15 protein-coding genes are annotated in these 16,012 nt (G+C 43.5%); 3 read left to right on the forward strand and 12 right to left on the reverse strand.

Annotated elements, in window-relative coordinates:
• Positions 1-873: 873 nt before the first annotated feature.
• Positions 874-2,679: an Ig-like domain-containing protein gene (locus tag ACJJI5_RS03920; RefSeq protein WP_445355567.1), complete on the forward strand. Its 1,806-nt coding sequence runs from the start codon at positions 874-876 to the stop codon at positions 2,677-2,679.
• Positions 2,680-2,770: 91 nt separating this feature from the next.
• Here the strand turns inward: ACJJI5_RS03920 and ACJJI5_RS03925 are convergent, their stop codons facing one another.
• The 10 genes from ACJJI5_RS03925 to ACJJI5_RS03970 form a co-directional block, all read right to left on the reverse strand.
• Entirely contained in the window at positions 2,771-3,604 is an 834-nt protein-coding gene (locus tag ACJJI5_RS03925; protein WP_445355568.1) for a polyphosphate kinase 2 family protein, read from the reverse strand.
• Positions 3,605-3,642: 38 nt separating this feature from the next.
• Positions 3,643-6,168 carry a plasma-membrane proton-efflux P-type ATPase gene (locus ACJJI5_RS03930; protein ID WP_445355569.1) on the reverse strand — a complete coding sequence of 842 codons (2,526 nt, stop codon included), beginning with the start codon at positions 6,166-6,168 and terminating at the stop codon, positions 3,643-3,645.
• 1,325 nt (positions 6,169-7,493) lie between these two features.
• A complete protein-coding gene (locus ACJJI5_RS03935; protein WP_444915407.1) occupies positions 7,494-8,303 on the reverse strand; it encodes an outer membrane beta-barrel protein in 810 nt (269 codons plus the stop codon).
• A gap of 487 nt (positions 8,304-8,790) precedes the next feature.
• Positions 8,791-9,267 carry a hypothetical protein gene (locus tag ACJJI5_RS03940; protein ID WP_444915408.1) on the reverse strand — a complete coding sequence of 159 codons (477 nt, stop codon included), beginning with the start codon at positions 9,265-9,267 and terminating at the stop codon, positions 8,791-8,793.
• Positions 9,268-9,411: 144 nt separating this feature from the next.
• Positions 9,412-9,630, reverse strand: coding sequence for a hypothetical protein (locus tag ACJJI5_RS03945; RefSeq protein ID WP_445355570.1), 219 nt, complete (start codon positions 9,628-9,630; stop codon positions 9,412-9,414).
• Positions 9,631-9,711: 81 nt separating this feature from the next.
• Positions 9,712-9,990 (reverse strand): hypothetical protein, encoded by a 279-nt coding sequence (locus ACJJI5_RS03950; protein ID WP_445355571.1) that lies wholly within the window; start codon positions 9,988-9,990, stop codon positions 9,712-9,714.
• Between the two features lie 56 nt (positions 9,991-10,046).
• Positions 10,047-10,385, reverse strand: a complete 339-nt coding sequence (locus ACJJI5_RS03955; RefSeq protein ID WP_445355572.1) for a hypothetical protein — start codon at positions 10,383-10,385, stop codon at positions 10,047-10,049.
• Positions 10,386-10,494: 109 nt separating this feature from the next.
• Positions 10,495-10,797 carry a hypothetical protein gene (locus ACJJI5_RS03960; RefSeq protein WP_445355573.1) on the reverse strand — a complete coding sequence of 101 codons (303 nt, stop codon included), beginning with the start codon at positions 10,795-10,797 and terminating at the stop codon, positions 10,495-10,497.
• A gap of 46 nt (positions 10,798-10,843) precedes the next feature.
• Positions 10,844-11,107: a hypothetical protein gene (locus ACJJI5_RS03965; protein ID WP_445355574.1), complete on the reverse strand. Its 264-nt coding sequence runs from the start codon at positions 11,105-11,107 to the stop codon at positions 10,844-10,846.
• A 106-nt stretch (positions 11,108-11,213) separates the two neighbouring features.
• The gene (locus tag ACJJI5_RS03970) at positions 11,214-11,432 is read right to left on the reverse strand and encodes a hypothetical protein (RefSeq protein WP_445355575.1); all 219 of its coding nucleotides are present in this window, start codon (positions 11,430-11,432) and stop codon (positions 11,214-11,216) included.
• Positions 11,433-12,084: 652 nt separating this feature from the next.
• On the opposite strand from ACJJI5_RS03970, the gene ltrA reads away from it, so the two are divergent.
• Positions 12,085-13,356, forward strand: a complete 1,272-nt coding sequence (gene ltrA, locus ACJJI5_RS03975) for a group II intron reverse transcriptase/maturase (RefSeq protein ID WP_445354795.1) — start codon at positions 12,085-12,087, stop codon at positions 13,354-13,356.
• Positions 13,357-13,428: 72 nt separating this feature from the next.
• Here the strand turns inward: ltrA and ACJJI5_RS03980 are convergent, their stop codons facing one another.
• Positions 13,429-13,743: a hypothetical protein gene (locus ACJJI5_RS03980; protein ID WP_444884123.1), complete on the reverse strand. Its 315-nt coding sequence runs from the start codon at positions 13,741-13,743 to the stop codon at positions 13,429-13,431.
• A gap of 328 nt (positions 13,744-14,071) precedes the next feature.
• On the opposite strand from ACJJI5_RS03980, the gene ACJJI5_RS03985 reads away from it, so the two are divergent.
• The gene (locus ACJJI5_RS03985; RefSeq protein ID WP_445354646.1) at positions 14,072-15,013 is read left to right on the forward strand and encodes an IS110 family RNA-guided transposase; all 942 of its coding nucleotides are present in this window, start codon (positions 14,072-14,074) and stop codon (positions 15,011-15,013) included.
• A gap of 38 nt (positions 15,014-15,051) precedes the next feature.
• Here the strand turns inward: ACJJI5_RS03985 and ACJJI5_RS03990 are convergent, their stop codons facing one another.
• Positions 15,052-15,498: a hypothetical protein gene (locus ACJJI5_RS03990; protein ID WP_445355576.1), complete on the reverse strand. Its 447-nt coding sequence runs from the start codon at positions 15,496-15,498 to the stop codon at positions 15,052-15,054.
• Between the last annotated feature and the right edge of the window lie 514 nt (positions 15,499-16,012).

Genomic DNA, 16,012 nt, shown 5'->3' on the forward strand with positions numbered 1-16,012 from the left:
TTTAAGATATAAATCTTATGAGCTCTTATCGAGAGTTCTTTATCTATCAAGGTAAATCGGATCTAAAGTCCACTGACGTGTTGGTATCGTTAGTTTTAAGAGCAGGTACACCGCTGACTAGCAGGTCAGCCTATGCATATCTCCATATACCGTAGAGGTCTGTTAAAATTTTCGGCGCTTTGCTTAAATTGAACAGCTTTAATTTGGTCTGATCGTTTGATACCAAGTCAAATCCTTTTCTACCAGGTAGTGTATGCTGCCTGGTTTTTTCTTATAGTGTTATCTTAAGTAATACTGCCCGAAAATAATTAATCAAATTTTTAGCTTTCTATAACTAGGTCAGCGGCTGGGTAATCTGGTGGTTATACCCTGTGTATGTTTATTCTAGAGGTTTTCTTTTTTGAATGAGACTTCTGGAAAAGTTAGCTTGTAAAAGCTTCACTATTCATAAAGAATCTCTACGCTCTTCTTACTTAGTCCTGGTAAATGTAATTTAAAATATTTTATATGTCGGTGAAGTAAATCCTAGATTTATTATTTTAGATAATATATTTGTAGTAGATTATGTTGTTCATTTTAATGGTGAGTCAATTAAGAATTGACAGTTCCCTGGATGTGATCGCGTTTATGTTGAAATTAGTGATCTGAAGTTAATTTCTTCGTGCCAGGAGAAAACTCTTTCATTAAAAGCCAAATATGATTGTTGGGCATTAGTACTAATTGGAAGAATTTACTTAAATTTGCGCCAATTCCCGCCATAAAACGCGTTACTTCTGACAATCGATATAAATTGCTTGTTCTCGTGTCATTTCTTTGTGAGAAATAAATTAGCATGGTCCTGTGTTGATAAGTAACCATTTTCTTGGGGAAGAAATGAAAGTTCAGTTTTTAAAAGCAACTCTTTGCCTTGCTATTGTCTCATCGCTATACGGTTGTAACGGAGGATCAGGTGGAGGAAAATCTCCTGAAGAGACTGGTGATATTACTGCACCAAGTTTGACCCTTATTCCTGCAGGTGGTAGTACTATCGAAGAAGGTGATAGGGTATTACTGACTTTTGATGAGCCAGTAGAGCTAGGTGATATCTCACTGTCTGGTTCTATGCAGGAACTCGGGGAGCTATACCAAGTTAGTGAAGATTCATTAGAGCTGAGGCCGAACGATATTTGGGGGGAAGGGGAAGAGCTATCCCTAGTAATCAATGCTCAGGACGGCGCTGGTAATCAAATGACGGAGATTGCCGTCAAGTATCAAGTTGAGAGCATTGCCCCTACTGTAAATAGTATACTTCCACAGAATATTCGCCTGGAAAAGAATGATTCTTTCGAAGTGCAATTTTCTGAGACTATGGATATAGATAGTCTTCAGTTAGGTGGGATATTACTTGAAGATGACTATAAGGTTGTTTGGTCTGCTACCGCCGTTGAAAATGATACGCTAACTATTACTCCAAAAGAATACTGGATCGCCGGGCAGAAACGCACAATCAATGTAGATGTAATGGATTTAGTAGGAAATCCCATTCCTACAGTGAACAGCAGTTTTACTGTGCCGATGTATTTCGAGAACTTTGCTCCGGCGTCAGTGGTGATTGGCCAGGATAATTTTTCAGATATAGACGCAGGGCTAAGTGCTAAAAATATTGGAGACTTTCCTATTGGTAGTCCTGCCGTTAGTTCTGATGGAAAACTATTTATAACGGATCGAGAAAACAATCGTGTCTTGGTCTTTAATGAAATACCTTCCTCGAACGGGGCTTCTGCTGATTTTGCTCTAGGTGTCGATAGCCTGGATAGCTCCGATTCATCTAATGATAGAAAGACGCTTCAATGGCCAGTTCAAGCTAGTATTAATGACGGTAAGTTAGTTGTTTCTCAGATAAAGGGGGAAAGACGGATTTCGCTTTATAATCAAATCCCTATGGAGGGGGCGGCAGCCCCTGAAGTGGTTTTAGGACCATGGGGCGAGGGAGACGATGGGTGTAATAGCTTTAACACACCAGTATCTGCCATTTTAGTTGACGGGAAAATTATAGCGGTAGATGAAGTTAACTCTCGCGCGTTGGTTTGGAATAGTATTCCCACAGAGGATAATACAATTGCAAGCTTAGTTATTGGTCAGCCTACAATGGAGAGCTGCTCTGCTAATAACAGTTTGGATGGTAATAGTGGGGGGGCAACAGCTCAAACTCTTGCTTACCCTAGTGCAGTTTGGAGTGATGGAGATAAGCTTGCAATTTTAGACTCTGAAAACAATCGAATTTTGCTCTGGAATGAATTCCCCACAGAAAACTATGTTGCGGCAGATGTTGTACTCGGGCAGGAAAATTTTGGTGCTGAAGAATGGCCGGATGATGCAACGGAGAAAGATTTACGTTATCCATGGTTTGGAATTTGGTCAAATGGAATTCAGCTATTCGTAACTGATACAGATAATAACCGAGTGTTAATTTGGAATCAGTGGCCTGAAGAAAATTATGCTGCTGCGGATTCTGTCTTGGGGCAAAGTGATTTTGTGAAATCTGCTTATAATGATTCTAACCAAAATGGAGTTAATGATACCGATGAACTACCCAGTGCGTCTACTTTAGGTTCTCCAACAGGAATCTTTGGTTATAAAGATAATCTGTTTATTACTGACTCAAGGAACAATAGGGTGTTGGTATTTAAGTCGCAGTAGTGCTTTCTAGATTGACTTGACTAGATTGAAACTATAGCTAAGGGAGATGGTAAATAAATTTATCATCTCCCTTGCTTTTTAGGGTTTTAGTTTATTGCGAATTCTTAAGTTGATGATACTTCGTTTTTATCTCTTCCAGGTTAACAGTGGGGGCAGGAAACTGGGGGTTTAATTTCTTTAATGCTTCAGAAATAATTGAAGCTACGGCCAAGTCCCGGAACCATTTGTGGTTTGCGGGGATAACAAACCAGGGTGCGGATTCGGTGCTACATTGATTTAGCATATCTTCAAAAGCACAGATATACTCATCCCAATATTTTGCCTCAGTATAATCACTTTCGCTGATTTTCCACTGTTTGGCGGGATCGTCAATACGCTGCTTGAATCTCTCTAACTGCTCATCCTGGCTGATATAAAGAAAAAATTTCAGTATTATTGTGTTGCTTTCAGAGAGTAATTTTTCAAAGTTGTTAATTTGTTCATAGCGTTCACTCCAAATGTCCATTGGAACCAGGCTATGCACTCGTTCAATCAGTACGCCCTCATACTGAGAGCGGTTAAAGATTGATATATGCCCTCGCGCAGGGGTTACTTTGTGATATCGCCATAAGAAATCATGCTCGCTCTCTTCTTTTGAAGGTTCCTTAAAGGAAATCGCTCTACACATTTGTGGATTTGTTGCGCCTAATACATGCTTGATGGTGCCATCTTTCCCCGAGGCATCTATTCCCTGCAAGCAGATAAGTAGCGATGTTTTACGCTCAGCGTAAAGCTTGTAAGTGAATGAACGTATCTGCTCATCTATACGCTGGGTATCTGGGAGTGCCTCTTCACGACTTTCGTAACAATGTTTGAAGCCCGGATCTATATCGGAGAGCTTTATCTTGCTGTCAGGCTTTACCCTGAAATCTTCGAAACAATTCATAGTTCGATTGCCTACCTTTTTAGGCTTTTGTAGATGGCTCAGATATCACTTAATCTTCGATAAAGAAGTTTCTTGACCAGGTCCAGGAAAAACATCCAGATAATCATGTATAGCCATACCAGACCGATTATAGTCCAGGGTATTGCTGGCACCAGCCAGCCGAATCCACACATCAGAACGGTAAATGCTTGGGTGCCAACAATTGCGATAAACAAAGGGAAAGCGGGTAGTGGTTTGGAAAAGAAAGCTGTACGAGAGCGCACAACGAATAACAGTAGATGTCCACCCGCTACGATCTGTAAAAATACGATAGTTTGAATTTGCTCTTTATTTAATGCGATCCAGGATTGCCAGTTGGTGTTATTGAGCCATTCCATTCCAATAAAGAGAATACCCATTGTTTGAGCAATAGAAAAAAGGCCGATAATGCTGGAGCCCAGTAATAGGTCTCGCATTTGCCAATGCACAGGTTCCTTAGGAAGCAGAGTGTTATCGTAGGCAATGGTCATAATGGGGATGTCATCAAGAAGAGCCACTAGTACGATCATAACCGGGGTTAGGGGCGAGAAGCCGAACATTATGGTAGCAAAGACAACCACCACCATAATATCTAGAGTCATGGATACCCGGAAAAGTACGTAGTTAATAATGCGTTCAAATATTTTTCGGGCTTCATCGATGGCATCGACGATGGTAGATAGTCCGGGAGAGGTCAGGATAATGGCTGCAGCCGCGCGTGCGGCGTCGGTTGCTCCGCTAACGGCGATACCGCAGTCAGCTTGCTTAAGGGCTGGCGCATCGTTCACACCATCGCCAGTCATGGCAACCTGGTGACCTCTGCCTTGCAATGCTTTCACAATGGCATATTTATGTTCGGGAAAAACCCGCCCAAACCCATCTGCACGTTCAACGGTGTCGACGATAGTAGATGGCAGGTGGTCCATATCCTGGGACTTTGTAAACACACTACTGGCAGCGAAAATATTTGTTCCAATACCGACTTGGGTGGCGATTTCCTTGCCGATAGCCACATCGTCGCCCGTAATCATTTTTACTTGAAGCCCGTGTTCCCGTGCGCGCTGAATAGTGTCTTTGGAGTCATCCCGAGGTGGGTCTTCAAGAGACAGAATACCCAGGAATTGCCACGGTGAGCCGTTTGCCTTTTGCGCAACACCCAGGGAGCGTAGCCCCCTGGAGGCCTGTTGTTGCACACAAGCAGTGGCTTTGTCGGCCTCGGCACCACTCAAGCTACATAAGTAGACAATAGCCTGGGGGGCCCCTTTGCTGAAATATAGGGTTTGCCCATCCTGATTCTGTACCTTGACTTCAGTGCGTTTGCTCACCGGATCAAAGGGAGTGAATTCCTCAACCTTATATTTCTTCAGTTCTTCCTTATTTTTCAGGCCGGCAAAAATTGCTTGATCAATTGGATCACTGGCGCCTGCTTCAGATGCGATAGCGGCGGCAAGAATTAACTGGTCGTTGTTTTCCGCACTGAATAAGGTAGGTTCTTCGAGGCACAATTGGTTCTTGGTGAGGGTTCCAGTTTTATCTGAGCAGAGGATATCAACACCGGCCAATTCTTCGATGGATTCCAGCCGCGAGACGATCGCTTTTTTACGGGATAGTGCCAGGGCACCGAGAGCATTGGTCACTGTGATGACCGAAGGCATGGCAACGGGAATTGATGCGATCAGCAACACCAGTACAGTGCGAAGAATATTGATGATATCTGACCAGTGCCATGTTTCCGCGACCACGATATCGCGGTATAGCTCTGTGCCTACCAGAATAACGGCCAGCACCAAACACAGCACGATGAGGAAGTCACCGATATGGGTGACGGCTTTCTGCGAATGTGAGGCACTTTGCCCTGCGCCGGCAACAAGTTGGGCGGTGCGCCCAAAGAATGTATTGTGCCCGGTACCAATGACAACAGCGGTCATCTCCCCGCGTTTGGCGATACTGCTGGAATAGCCAATATCACCGATGCTCTTACTGACGGGTAGAGATTCCCCGGTAAGGGCGGCCTGATCAATACTGATGGATTTCCCTTCGGTAAAGCGCACATCAGCAGGCACGACTTGCCCTAGCTTGATTCGCACTATATCGCCTGGGACCACCATTGCCGCATCGATAGATTGATACTCCCCATCCCTTAATACATTGGCTTTGGGGGCCATGCTGGCCTTCAGTGCTGCCAGCGCATTGGCAGCTTTGTGTTCCTGCCAAAACTCGGCAATCGCGTTGTACAACAGCAGGGCCATAATGATGGCGAAATCGGGCCAGTGGCCAATTAATGCAGAGAGCAATGCGGCCGCTTCAATCATCCAGGGAATGGGGCCCCAGAAAAATCGCAAAAACTTAGCGAGTGCGCTTTGCTCCTTCTCCTGAATGGCATTGGGACCATATTTTTGCAGGCGGGCGCTGGCTTCATTTTTGGTGAGGCCGGCGGGTGATGTGTTTAGTTCAGTATAAACTGCATCAATATCAGCGTTCTGCAAATCCAGCGATTGCTGGTCGCTGTTGTTTTGATTATTTGGCGATGATTCTTGACCTTGCACTTTGGGTTTCCCAATGACAAAGGTTTACCTGTGGAGTCTTTTCCTGCATTGGATAATTCAATCTAGCAGTTTGCGCCACTCGCTATGTGGATATTGGTGACGGTGGTAAGGGAAATTTGAAGGTGTAGAATTAAAGGTAAAATAGCCGGCATTAAGCTGGCGTGAAAAACCATTATTCCTGCGGGCTATTGAAAGGGATATATCCGTGACAACTGATTAAGCCGCAGGGGCAGCCTATCTTGATAACGTCGCGGTTTTTCTACGGGGTTTCGAATAGCAATCCATGCTGTAGCCCTTGGCCAACAGGCCTCAGGTATAGACTACATGAGGGTGCTTTCCGGATATTCCTTAGTTCTCGTCAGCTTATAGTGGATTTTATAACTATATAGGGTACCTACTAAACGTGGATAGGTCGTGGGTATAACGCCCGCGGTATGGACTAAATTGAAGCGCAACGGACATTTAGTCCTGCGTACCTGCGTTTGTTAAAAAGATCCATCGAGATATGACTGAAACCAGAAATGGGACAACAAGTATAGCTATCATGGTAGATATTTGATTTAGCGCAAGAATCCAAACCTTCACGATAGGTAGATAATAAAAAGTTACTCCGAAGACAATAGCGAGCGAATAAATAAGAGATAGACACCAGTTCCTCATATTCATTTTGCAGTTAAGTGTATATGTCAACAATGAAGCAATTAAAACGCAACTTAAAAAGGCAGTTAAGTCAAGAATCTTGCTCCATTCTGAGAAATTTAAACCCATAGGGAATTGATGATTCATTAAGATCTCTAGGTGCCTGGGAACACGTGGATCATACAACTTTCCATCGATTATTAACGAATTAAATAAGTCGATGTAGGAAGAGAGTCCAAGAAGTAATGAAAGAATCGCTGGGTAAATAAATCCGACCCCTATAGAGAATATAAGTTGGGAATGAAAGTCTTTGAATTTACCGATTTTCATGATTAATAATATTTTTTATGACCTGATCTGCGAAGTAGTGACGGCCCGATGAAACCCTAGTGCTGAGATGAATAGCATTAATTTGCTAAATACCTACCTCTTAAGAGAAACATTAAACCAATGATACCACGCACCAATCTCTGCTGCTTGAGCTACTGGCCGTTAAGTGAGGACTCATAGCGATGACGGTGAACACTTAGATTGTCACGTAGCGCCTAATTTTTCTAGAGTTGTTATCATACCACTTGGTCTATCCGTGAGAATTGATCTAGATAGAGATGTATCAAGGGTCTGATACTATTTTAATAACAGCGCGGCCCTCCATGAGGCCGCCTTTGAATCTGCAAACCGATGATTCAGAAATTGTAGCTAAGAGCTAATGCAGCGAAAGAAGGGGTTTCGTTATCCATCTTATAGATTGTGTGTTCCAGGCTTATTGCCCAACTCTGATAATTCCAACCTGCTGATATCCCATAGTACCAATCGTAACCATCGTTACGCCATTTGCTTGATTCTGAGTATTCAACAGGTCCCCCACTACCTAGAGCACCAATAACAGTTGGGGCCGCAAGGTACTCCAAATACTCCCCTTTGAATTTACATTTAACATCCCAGCGCTGATATCCAAATCGAAGCCCTGTATATAATGCTTTTTTCGTATCAGTAGAAATAGATAAGCCTAGTGTTTTTAACTTAATCTCTGAACTGAGGTTTTCTGTAATGCTAAAGTTAGTATCTGTGCTTGGAAAGTGGTACATTCCACTAGATTCCCCTAAATCGCTAAATCCACCTTCTAAAGCGAGGTATCTATTGATCCGGTAACCGGCTGAAAAGCTCCAGCCTTCTGAATCTGACAGTGAAAAATCATAACTATCTATAACTTTTTGGGCTTCAATATCTGTGTCAACGCTGCCATAAGATATTCTTAAGTAATAATTATCTTCCTGAGCGATGGTATTGCTTGTGACAAATATACTGAATAAAAATAAGATTGTTTTTTTCAAGAGTTCCTCCGTAAGTAACGCTTCGCAAAAAGACAGCCAAATAATCGTAGCGTTTTGACTGCTTTTGAGATCAAAGAGAGCGATTGCTGCGACTTGTATGGTTGTTCTTGATCGATTCTGATTTTGAAAGTCCTTTTCGCTAATGGGTAAATTGAGATCCACCTTCGGCGGCCACCGAAGGCCTTGTTTGTCACAGTTCGTTACTGCGCCGGTTTATAAAGACTGTTAGCAAGTAGGAACGTGACAGACACTCACTGGGCATAACTCGAATAGTCATGTGGGCCTCGAGCCCGGATAGCAAGGCGGAGATAGCTTATCTTATGGAACCTCAAGAGATCAATATTGGTATCGATACCCCTAGCAAACAACTGAATATTTGTGTGAGATCTACTGATTAATTCTTTAGTTTTACCAGCGATAAAAATGGCATTAAGGATACCATTAAACAACTACAAACTCTTCGCCATACAATATGATCCCATACTAAAGCCGATGTATAAGCGATTAGTCGACTCTGGCAAACCTAAAAAGGTGGCTCTGATTTTCTGCATGAGAAAGCAGATTACGACCCTGAATATGATGGTAAAAAATAACACCTATTGGAATGAAAGTATGGCTTAAAAGCTTGATGAGCGACCATAGTCACTTATTATGAGCTACTGTACTCTCGGCTAAAATTTATACCTCCGCGTAATTTGTAATTCAAAGCTTTCCTACTCTGTAAAATTGGTGCTTTACGAACGTACATTTTGAAACCAGTGGCGCTTATTTTAAATTCCCCTTCCTGGCAGTCAAAACGAAAATCGTGCTCATCGAAGCGACCATTCTTTGTTTTTCTCTCATTCACCATATGCAAGTCGGCGACTTCTAGCTCACCTTGCCTGGATTCAATGTCAAGTAAAATATCGTAAGCATTTTCAAATACCATCGTAACGGGAGCAACCCAGAACTTAAAATATGTTTCCCCTTTTCTTGGATGAATCCATTGAAAAATGTAATCGAGATCTATCATAAACTCGAAATTCTCCGTATCAGCCAGGAAACCCCATATTTTGGAATCGTGCCACCCCATTATGGAGAAGTCATTCTCAGACCAAATCTTCTTTTTAAGTTCGTAGGTATGCATTCATAAGCCTCATACTCCCCGCAATATGCAGGGCTTTAAAATGAAGACGAAGCCGAAATGAAAAAGTCGTCGCGTTGCCTGTGATTGTTATGTGGCTGCCTCCCTATCAGCTTGTAACCTTGGTAAGATTTGGAGTTGTCATCACTAACTATTGTCTGAACTTTTCGATTTATCATAAATCAGCCCCAAATAAGCTACCGGCCAAACGAGGGGGCCAACAATGTATCCTTTCAAAATGAGCGAGTAGTTGGTTTTTTTCTTTATCCAATCACCAAATAGGGCAAAGAGCATCGCAATTGCCATAACACTTAAAAAATACATCAGGAAGGCTTTTACTACTGGATGTACCGATTTAATTTGCATCGAAAGCCCTTAGATAGTTAACATTCACCAAATGGCGAAGGTCCAGCAAATATGTGGTACTTGCAATTCTGCCTACGCTTATCATATTTGATTATGATTAGCTTTATTCATGACAAAATGAATAAAGCTACGTGCAAATACTACGATAGCAAAGGCCAAAATTGAAATACCTAAAGTAGCACTATCGCCAACTATACCTACATCATAAATTGGGTTACTTTCACACTCAGTTTGCAAGAAAAAGATAAGCCATAACAAAAACCATACGGCAGTACAATAAATCAGTAGTTTTTGACCCCAAGGCAATACTAATGGGAAAAATACTGTCACCGAAAGAATGCCCAATATGAAAAATGCCATAAAATCCTTTTACACATTACGCCTGTATAAACTGTGCCGAAGCGATAGTGTAGGCATCAATTTGATACATTTGCTCTGTGTTGATCTAGTTTGCAATAATAATTATAAGCTGGACCAGGATTAATTGGATTCCAGCCTTCGTTTATTGCACTCTTAATACATGACCCAATTAACTTTGGCATCACAGAGTTTGGATAGCTAGTTATTGCAACATCTGGACGCAGCCACTTGAATTCAACCGATAACGTAGAACCTTTTTGGCTATCTAATTCAATAGCAGCAAGCATTTTCCCACCTTGAAAAGCTTGTGTGTAAGTCGGCCGGTCTCGTACGATCCAACGGTACGAATTTCCTTCTACTACAATTTTTCTACTTCCCTTTTTAGGTATACTCACGATAACTCCTTTGACACAGAACGTTCCACTTAGCGGGAGTAGACAGCCCGGCTAAAATTGCGAGGCACGTGCAGAGCCGGGCTGGCTGAAATCCGCCTACAGTGCCTTGTTATCTTTCGCCTGCGCTGGGTAAGAAGAACTCAACTTTGCCGCAGGATGCACAAGCAAACATATCGAGCACTTGTTTATCTACAAACAACTCCCCGAGATTTCCAATTGCGCCCCATCGAGTGCCCTCGTGAAACTCTTTGGAACCTAGCTCTAGCATCGCCGAATCACAGCGAAGGCATTTAAGGGCCTGGGTCTTCGATTCAGGTGGCTTTGCTTGCCCTCTCTCACAGCCGCAATTCCAGCAAACTTCAAAGCTGGATTCTTCGATCTCTGTACTACAGTTTTGGCATTTCCAAGCCACAGAACCTCCTAGAAAAATAACGCTCGTTAAGTATTTGGCACATTGTTTAGTCACTATCTCCATCGCCGCTACAATTGTCTGATGAACACTCACCGGACTCTTTGTCTGCATAAGCATCACTTTCGGTACTAAACATTTCAGGAAACGAGAATAGAACGAGTGGTATACCGGCACCAAACCCTAAGAAAATTATAGGTACTCGCCACCTGACTTCTTCTCCTGCTTTGAATTGCTCTGCAACGTCTATTACTCCAAAGATAAAGAGAATAAATGCCAATATGAAAAATATTCCTCTAGTTACAGATTGCATGTTCATCTCCTTTGAACGTTGCCAGCAAGGGCAGCTGAAGCGAAGCGTAGGCTGTCCAGTCCAGCCCTCGGCTGGGCGATCTTGCCTGGCTTGGTTATAAACTGAATTACGCACTTGCTTGGCTACTATTACTAATGTCTCGTTTGAACATCAAGACCACCACATACACAAGTCCGAACACGGGAACAATTGAGAATACAGCGCCGAGAAACGCTGCAAGTATTGGAGTTTTCGTCTTCCTGCGGCCAAGGTAGTAACTGATAATGCCGATAAAAATTGCAAAGATAGTAATAAACTGACCGATCAATGAATTATTAATGTTCATTCAGGTAATTCCCTTTAGGTTTACAATGCCAAGCTCACCTGCGGAGGCGCGATAGCGCCGGAGTCGGGTGCAGCGCCTTGGTACGCCCAGCATGGGCGTGAACTAATGGGGTGAAAGTCCCCTGTAGAAAGATCACCGTTTAATGGACTTCATTAAATGCCAACTACTAGCGAATGGCAACTGCAATACCGTGAGGTCTTGTGGGGAGGAAGCCGCTAGCAAAACTACGAGCTGACGAACAGAAACATCATATAAGGCTTAGCCTGGAGGCGAGGTAGCCAAGGATACCAAAGCCATGTGGTCTAACGGGTAGAGTAAATGATGCAGTTGTGTAGTGAAAGTTCACGTTCTTATCTGGGGAGATCTGTTTAGCTTGCTGCTGTGAAGCTGTCAGCGTGGCCGCTGACTCATAAGTAGGCCCAGCCCGCTAGCCACCATCGTGGGGTAGACAAAAATGGTGGGACACAGCGGCGCCTTGGTCAGTAATGATCGAGGTGATTAAACAGAAGTCAGCCGACGGCATAGTAGCCAAATGCCAAGATTAATACCTTGGACAGGGTGAAGGCCTGAACCCAAAATCCACGAGTTAAAAGACAGGGCTAGCCTACCGATATGTTGCCAGCCGGATATAAAATTGACGTAGCGCACTGCCATGACACTCAACTCAAATGAAAATCTACTCGACGCTATCCTCAGCAAAGAAAACCTCAATGCTGCATGGAAGCACGTTCGAGCCAATAAAGGTGCCGCAGGTATCGATGGGATTTCCGTTGATTATTTTGTGCAGCACTTCAAGGCAGTTGGGGATGAAATTATCGAAGCCATTCGGCAAGGTCATTACCAGCCGCTGCCTGTTAGACGCATCTACATTCGCAAGTCAGACGGTGGTCAGCGAGGTCTAGGGATACCTACGATTTTTGATCGTGTTATTCAGCAAGCAATCGCGCAAATCATCAACCCTATTTTCGATGTGACTTTTTCAGAGTTTAGCTATGGCTTCCGGCCAAAGCGATCACAGCATCACGCGGTGAAAAAGCTACAAAAGTATATCGAGGGTGGCAAGCGAATAGCGGTGGATGTCGATCTATCCAAGTTCTTCGATCGAGTGAATCATGACTTTCTCATGAGCTTACTCGGCCAAAGAATTAACGATAAGCGTTTACTCAAACTGATCGCAAGCTACTTGCGCGTAGGCTGGGTAGAAGATGGATGTTGGCAAGCGTGTTATGAGGGGGTGCCGCAAGGTGGCCCTTTATCGCCGCTGCTGTCCAATATTGTACTCGATCTGCTCGACAAAGAGCTGGAAAAACGCCAACACCTTTTTGTCCGCTATGCGGATGATTTTGTGATTGTTGTTTCCTCTAAGCGTTCCGGCGAACGGGTTATGGCTAGCATCAAACGCTTTGTTGAGCGCAAGCTTAAACTCAAAGTTAACGATGCAAAAAGCCAAGTAGTCCCGGTTAGTCGTTGTAAGTTTCTGGGTTTTTCTTTCCGTGGAGCAAAGCTTGTCTGGCATGATAAGTCACTGCGCCAATTTAAATACTGCGTCCGCCAGATTACAGGGCGATCTCGTGGTATTTCGATGGAAAAGAAACTGAAAGAACTTACCGTATACCTCCGTGGTTGGATCAACTATTTTAGGATAGCGCAAGGCTATCAAAAATGTATCGATCTTGACTGCTGGATACGACGGCGATTAAGAATGAGCTATTGGAAGAATTGGCGCAGAGTGAGAACGAAAGTTCGAAATTTACTGCGTATGGGTGTGAGTGAGTCGCTGGCAGTTACCTGCGGCTCGTCCGGTAAAAGTTACTGGCGAAGCGCAAAAACTGAGGGTATTCATATTGCGCTCAATAATGAGTTCTTCGAAGAGATGGGTTTGATTTCATTACGAGATCGTTGGGTAGAGATTCATTACGGATAGGGAACCGCCCATTGCGGACCCGCACGATGGGTGGTGTGGGGGCCGGTAGCTAGAAACTACCGGCTACCCGATTTAAAACGCGCCCTCCGCAGCCTTACGAAAGAACAGCCAACTTGCGTTAGCAAAATAGCCGACCAAACAGCTCCACAAAAATAAAATTGAAGCAAGACCTAAATACCGGTGATCTCTGAATCCAGATTCTGCAAACATGCGAAATGCTGTAAGGTCATAGCCGAAAATCTGAAATTTTAAGACTAAAAGGATTGGAACAAACGCAAATGTCAGCATTGCCATAAAGAACCAAACTAATCTAGGTACGCGCATTGCCAACCAACGAAGTCTTGCTGTGATATTTCGGCTATAAACCGCCTTAATTTTTTCGATCAAACCTCAGGTTCCTTTTGAGTTTTAACGCCGGCCACACAGGCGAGCGCTTTTCGCGAGTCCAGCCAAATGCGTTTTTCGCATTTGGCGATTGTGCTGGCCCTTGTATGGTTGTTCTTGCCCGATTCTGATGTTGAAAATCCTTTTCGTTAACGGGTAAATTGAGACCCACCTTCGGCGGCCACCGAAGGCCTTGTTTATCACAGTTCGCTGCTTGGCTGGTTCGTAAAAGACCGATAACAAGTATGAACGTGATAAGCACTCACTAGGCATAACTCGGATAGTCATGTGGGCCTCGAGCCCGAATAGCAAGGCGGAGATAGCTTATCTTATGGAACCTCAAGAGATCAATGTCGGTATCGATACCAGCAGTAAACAACTCGATATTTATGTGAGACCTACTGGCCAGTTCTTTAGTGTTGCCAATGATAAAAATGGCATTAAAGATGCCATTAAACAACTACAACCTCTTAAACCTCAAAGAGTATTAATAGAGTCTACGGGAAGGCTCGAGTTAGAGTTTGTTTGCGCCGCCGACAAAGCCGGATTACCTATTGTTGTTTGCAATCCGTCGCAGATAAGGAGCTTCGCTAAATCCGCAGGGCGCCTCGCCAAAACTGACAAGCTAGATGCAATGGATATTGCACATTTTGGTGAGGCCATGAAGCCAGGGCTGTCGGTGCCAAAACCAGAAAAACTTAGGGAGATCAGTGACTTACTGGCGGTAAGAAGTCAGTGTTTAGAGATGAGTACAATGCAAAAGAATCGGCTTCAGAGAATGCCGAAATCAGTACACAAACCTATACAGACCATTCTAAACACCATCAAGAAAGAGCTACAAGGTATCGACAAGCAACTGGATAAACTGGTTAACAGTGTGTCCGAGTGGCGGCAAAGGCGTGACCTATTGTTGAGTGCCAAAGGGGTCGGAAATGTATTGGCCTATACGTTAATGAGTGAACTTCCTGAGCTAGGACAATTGAACCGTAAAGAAATCGCTGCACTTGTCGGTATCGCCCCGATGAACCGTGATAGCGGCAACTTCCAGGGCAAACGATATATTCGAGGTGGAAGGCATCGCGTACGCACGGTTCTTTTTGTTTCCATCATGTCGGCCATACAACATCATCCCAAACTAAAGCCCATGTATAAGCGATTAGTCGACGCTGGCAAACCTAAAAAGGTTGCTCTGGTTGCCTGCATGAGAAAGCAGATTACGATCCTGAATACAATGGTGAAAAACAACACCTACTGGGATGAAAGTATGGCTTAAAAACTTGACGAGTAACCATAGTCACTTGTTATGCCTATTCAGGATTTATAATTTTTTAGTAACTCGTATGCTTTAGGACTTATATTCCTAATGTCTCTAGAGCCGTTAGTGATATCTGTAAAATATTTTCCGCAATACTGTCTTTTAATTTCGGCTGTCATCGGCAAAAACATTGCGGCTATGCTTTTATCCTCGGCAACATCCAACTTTGCGAAGACTTCCGGCAATTCCATACGAGCCTTAGCCATCAATCCCTCAGCAACGGATATAACGTCTATATTCCTATCTCTCCAACCGGATTGCGCAGTAAGAATTTTCGTTTCACCCTCTGGAATAAACTCTATGCACCTTTCAACCATTTTATTCAAATGGCTCGACAGCTGGGAAGTAAGTCCAGCTGCTCCCATTGCTGTATCCGGTTCATTTGAGCTTACCGCACTTGAGTTCAGTATCAAGACACCCAAAATTGCAATTCTTAATTTCATAAACTACTCCTACTTAATTCTTATTAGTGGCATAACGAAAATAGATATGCGGAACCGTTAAGAAAGTTGGCAGTGCCTTTGCGCAAGCAAAGGGAATGACAACTTTTAGGTTTCCGCATAATCGGGTTGTTATTTGTTGCTCGTGGCACTGTGTACAAATTCACTACAAATATCTTTCTTTTGTTTTCTACCACGATTCGGAGAGAGAAACTAGCAGCACTAGGTTCGCGGCCTTGCTTCGAAGCGGCTGCGCCGTCCGCATTAACTTCGTTATGCGAGCGTCGCTGAAGCTTCGAAGCTTACATGAAGGTCGAACCGTTGACTATGGGCTTTCCCGCCAATACTGTTTTTTTATACAGCAAACTAATAATTACCTGCTATCCTTTATTGAACCCCCGCAAAACTGGAGCGAGTGACCAATAACAGTTAATTCAAAAGAAGCGTCTTTATATCACCCTTCTATATATTTCTGCTGCAGTCATCCAATATTACCCAAAAAACATGGCAATATCAG

It is taken from the genome of Microbulbifer maximicatervae (SeqCode) (assembly GCF_052467955.1).

Bases quoted from the DNA above. Each gene is read 5' to 3' on its own strand.
- ACJJI5_RS03920 (WP_445355567.1), top strand. From the start codon at position 874: ATGAAAGTTCAGTTTTTAAAAGCAACTCTTTGCCTTGCTATTGTCTCA.
- ACJJI5_RS03985 (WP_445354646.1), top strand. From the start codon at position 14,072: ATGGAACCTCAAGAGATCAATGTCGGTATCGATACCAGCAGTAAACAA.
- ACJJI5_RS03950 (WP_445355571.1), bottom strand. From the start codon at position 9,990: ATGGCATTTTTCATATTGGGCATTCTTTCGGTGACAGTATTTTTCCCA.
- ACJJI5_RS03925 (WP_445355568.1), bottom strand. From the start codon at position 3,604: ATGAATTGTTTCGAAGATTTCAGGGTAAAGCCTGACAGCAAGATAAAG.
- ACJJI5_RS03945 (WP_445355570.1), bottom strand. From the start codon at position 9,630: ATGCAAATTAAATCGGTACATCCAGTAGTAAAAGCCTTCCTGATGTAT.
- ACJJI5_RS03965 (WP_445355574.1), bottom strand. From the start codon at position 11,107: ATGCAATCTGTAACTAGAGGAATATTTTTCATATTGGCATTTATTCTC.
- ltrA (WP_445354795.1), top strand. From the start codon at position 12,085: ATGACACTCAACTCAAATGAAAATCTACTCGACGCTATCCTCAGCAAA.
- ACJJI5_RS03970 (WP_445355575.1), bottom strand. From the start codon at position 11,432: ATGAACATTAATAATTCATTGATCGGTCAGTTTATTACTATCTTTGCA.
- ACJJI5_RS03940 (WP_444915408.1), bottom strand. From the start codon at position 9,267: ATGCATACCTACGAACTTAAAAAGAAGATTTGGTCTGAGAATGACTTC.
- ACJJI5_RS03990 (WP_445355576.1), bottom strand. From the start codon at position 15,498: ATGAAATTAAGAATTGCAATTTTGGGTGTCTTGATACTGAACTCAAGT.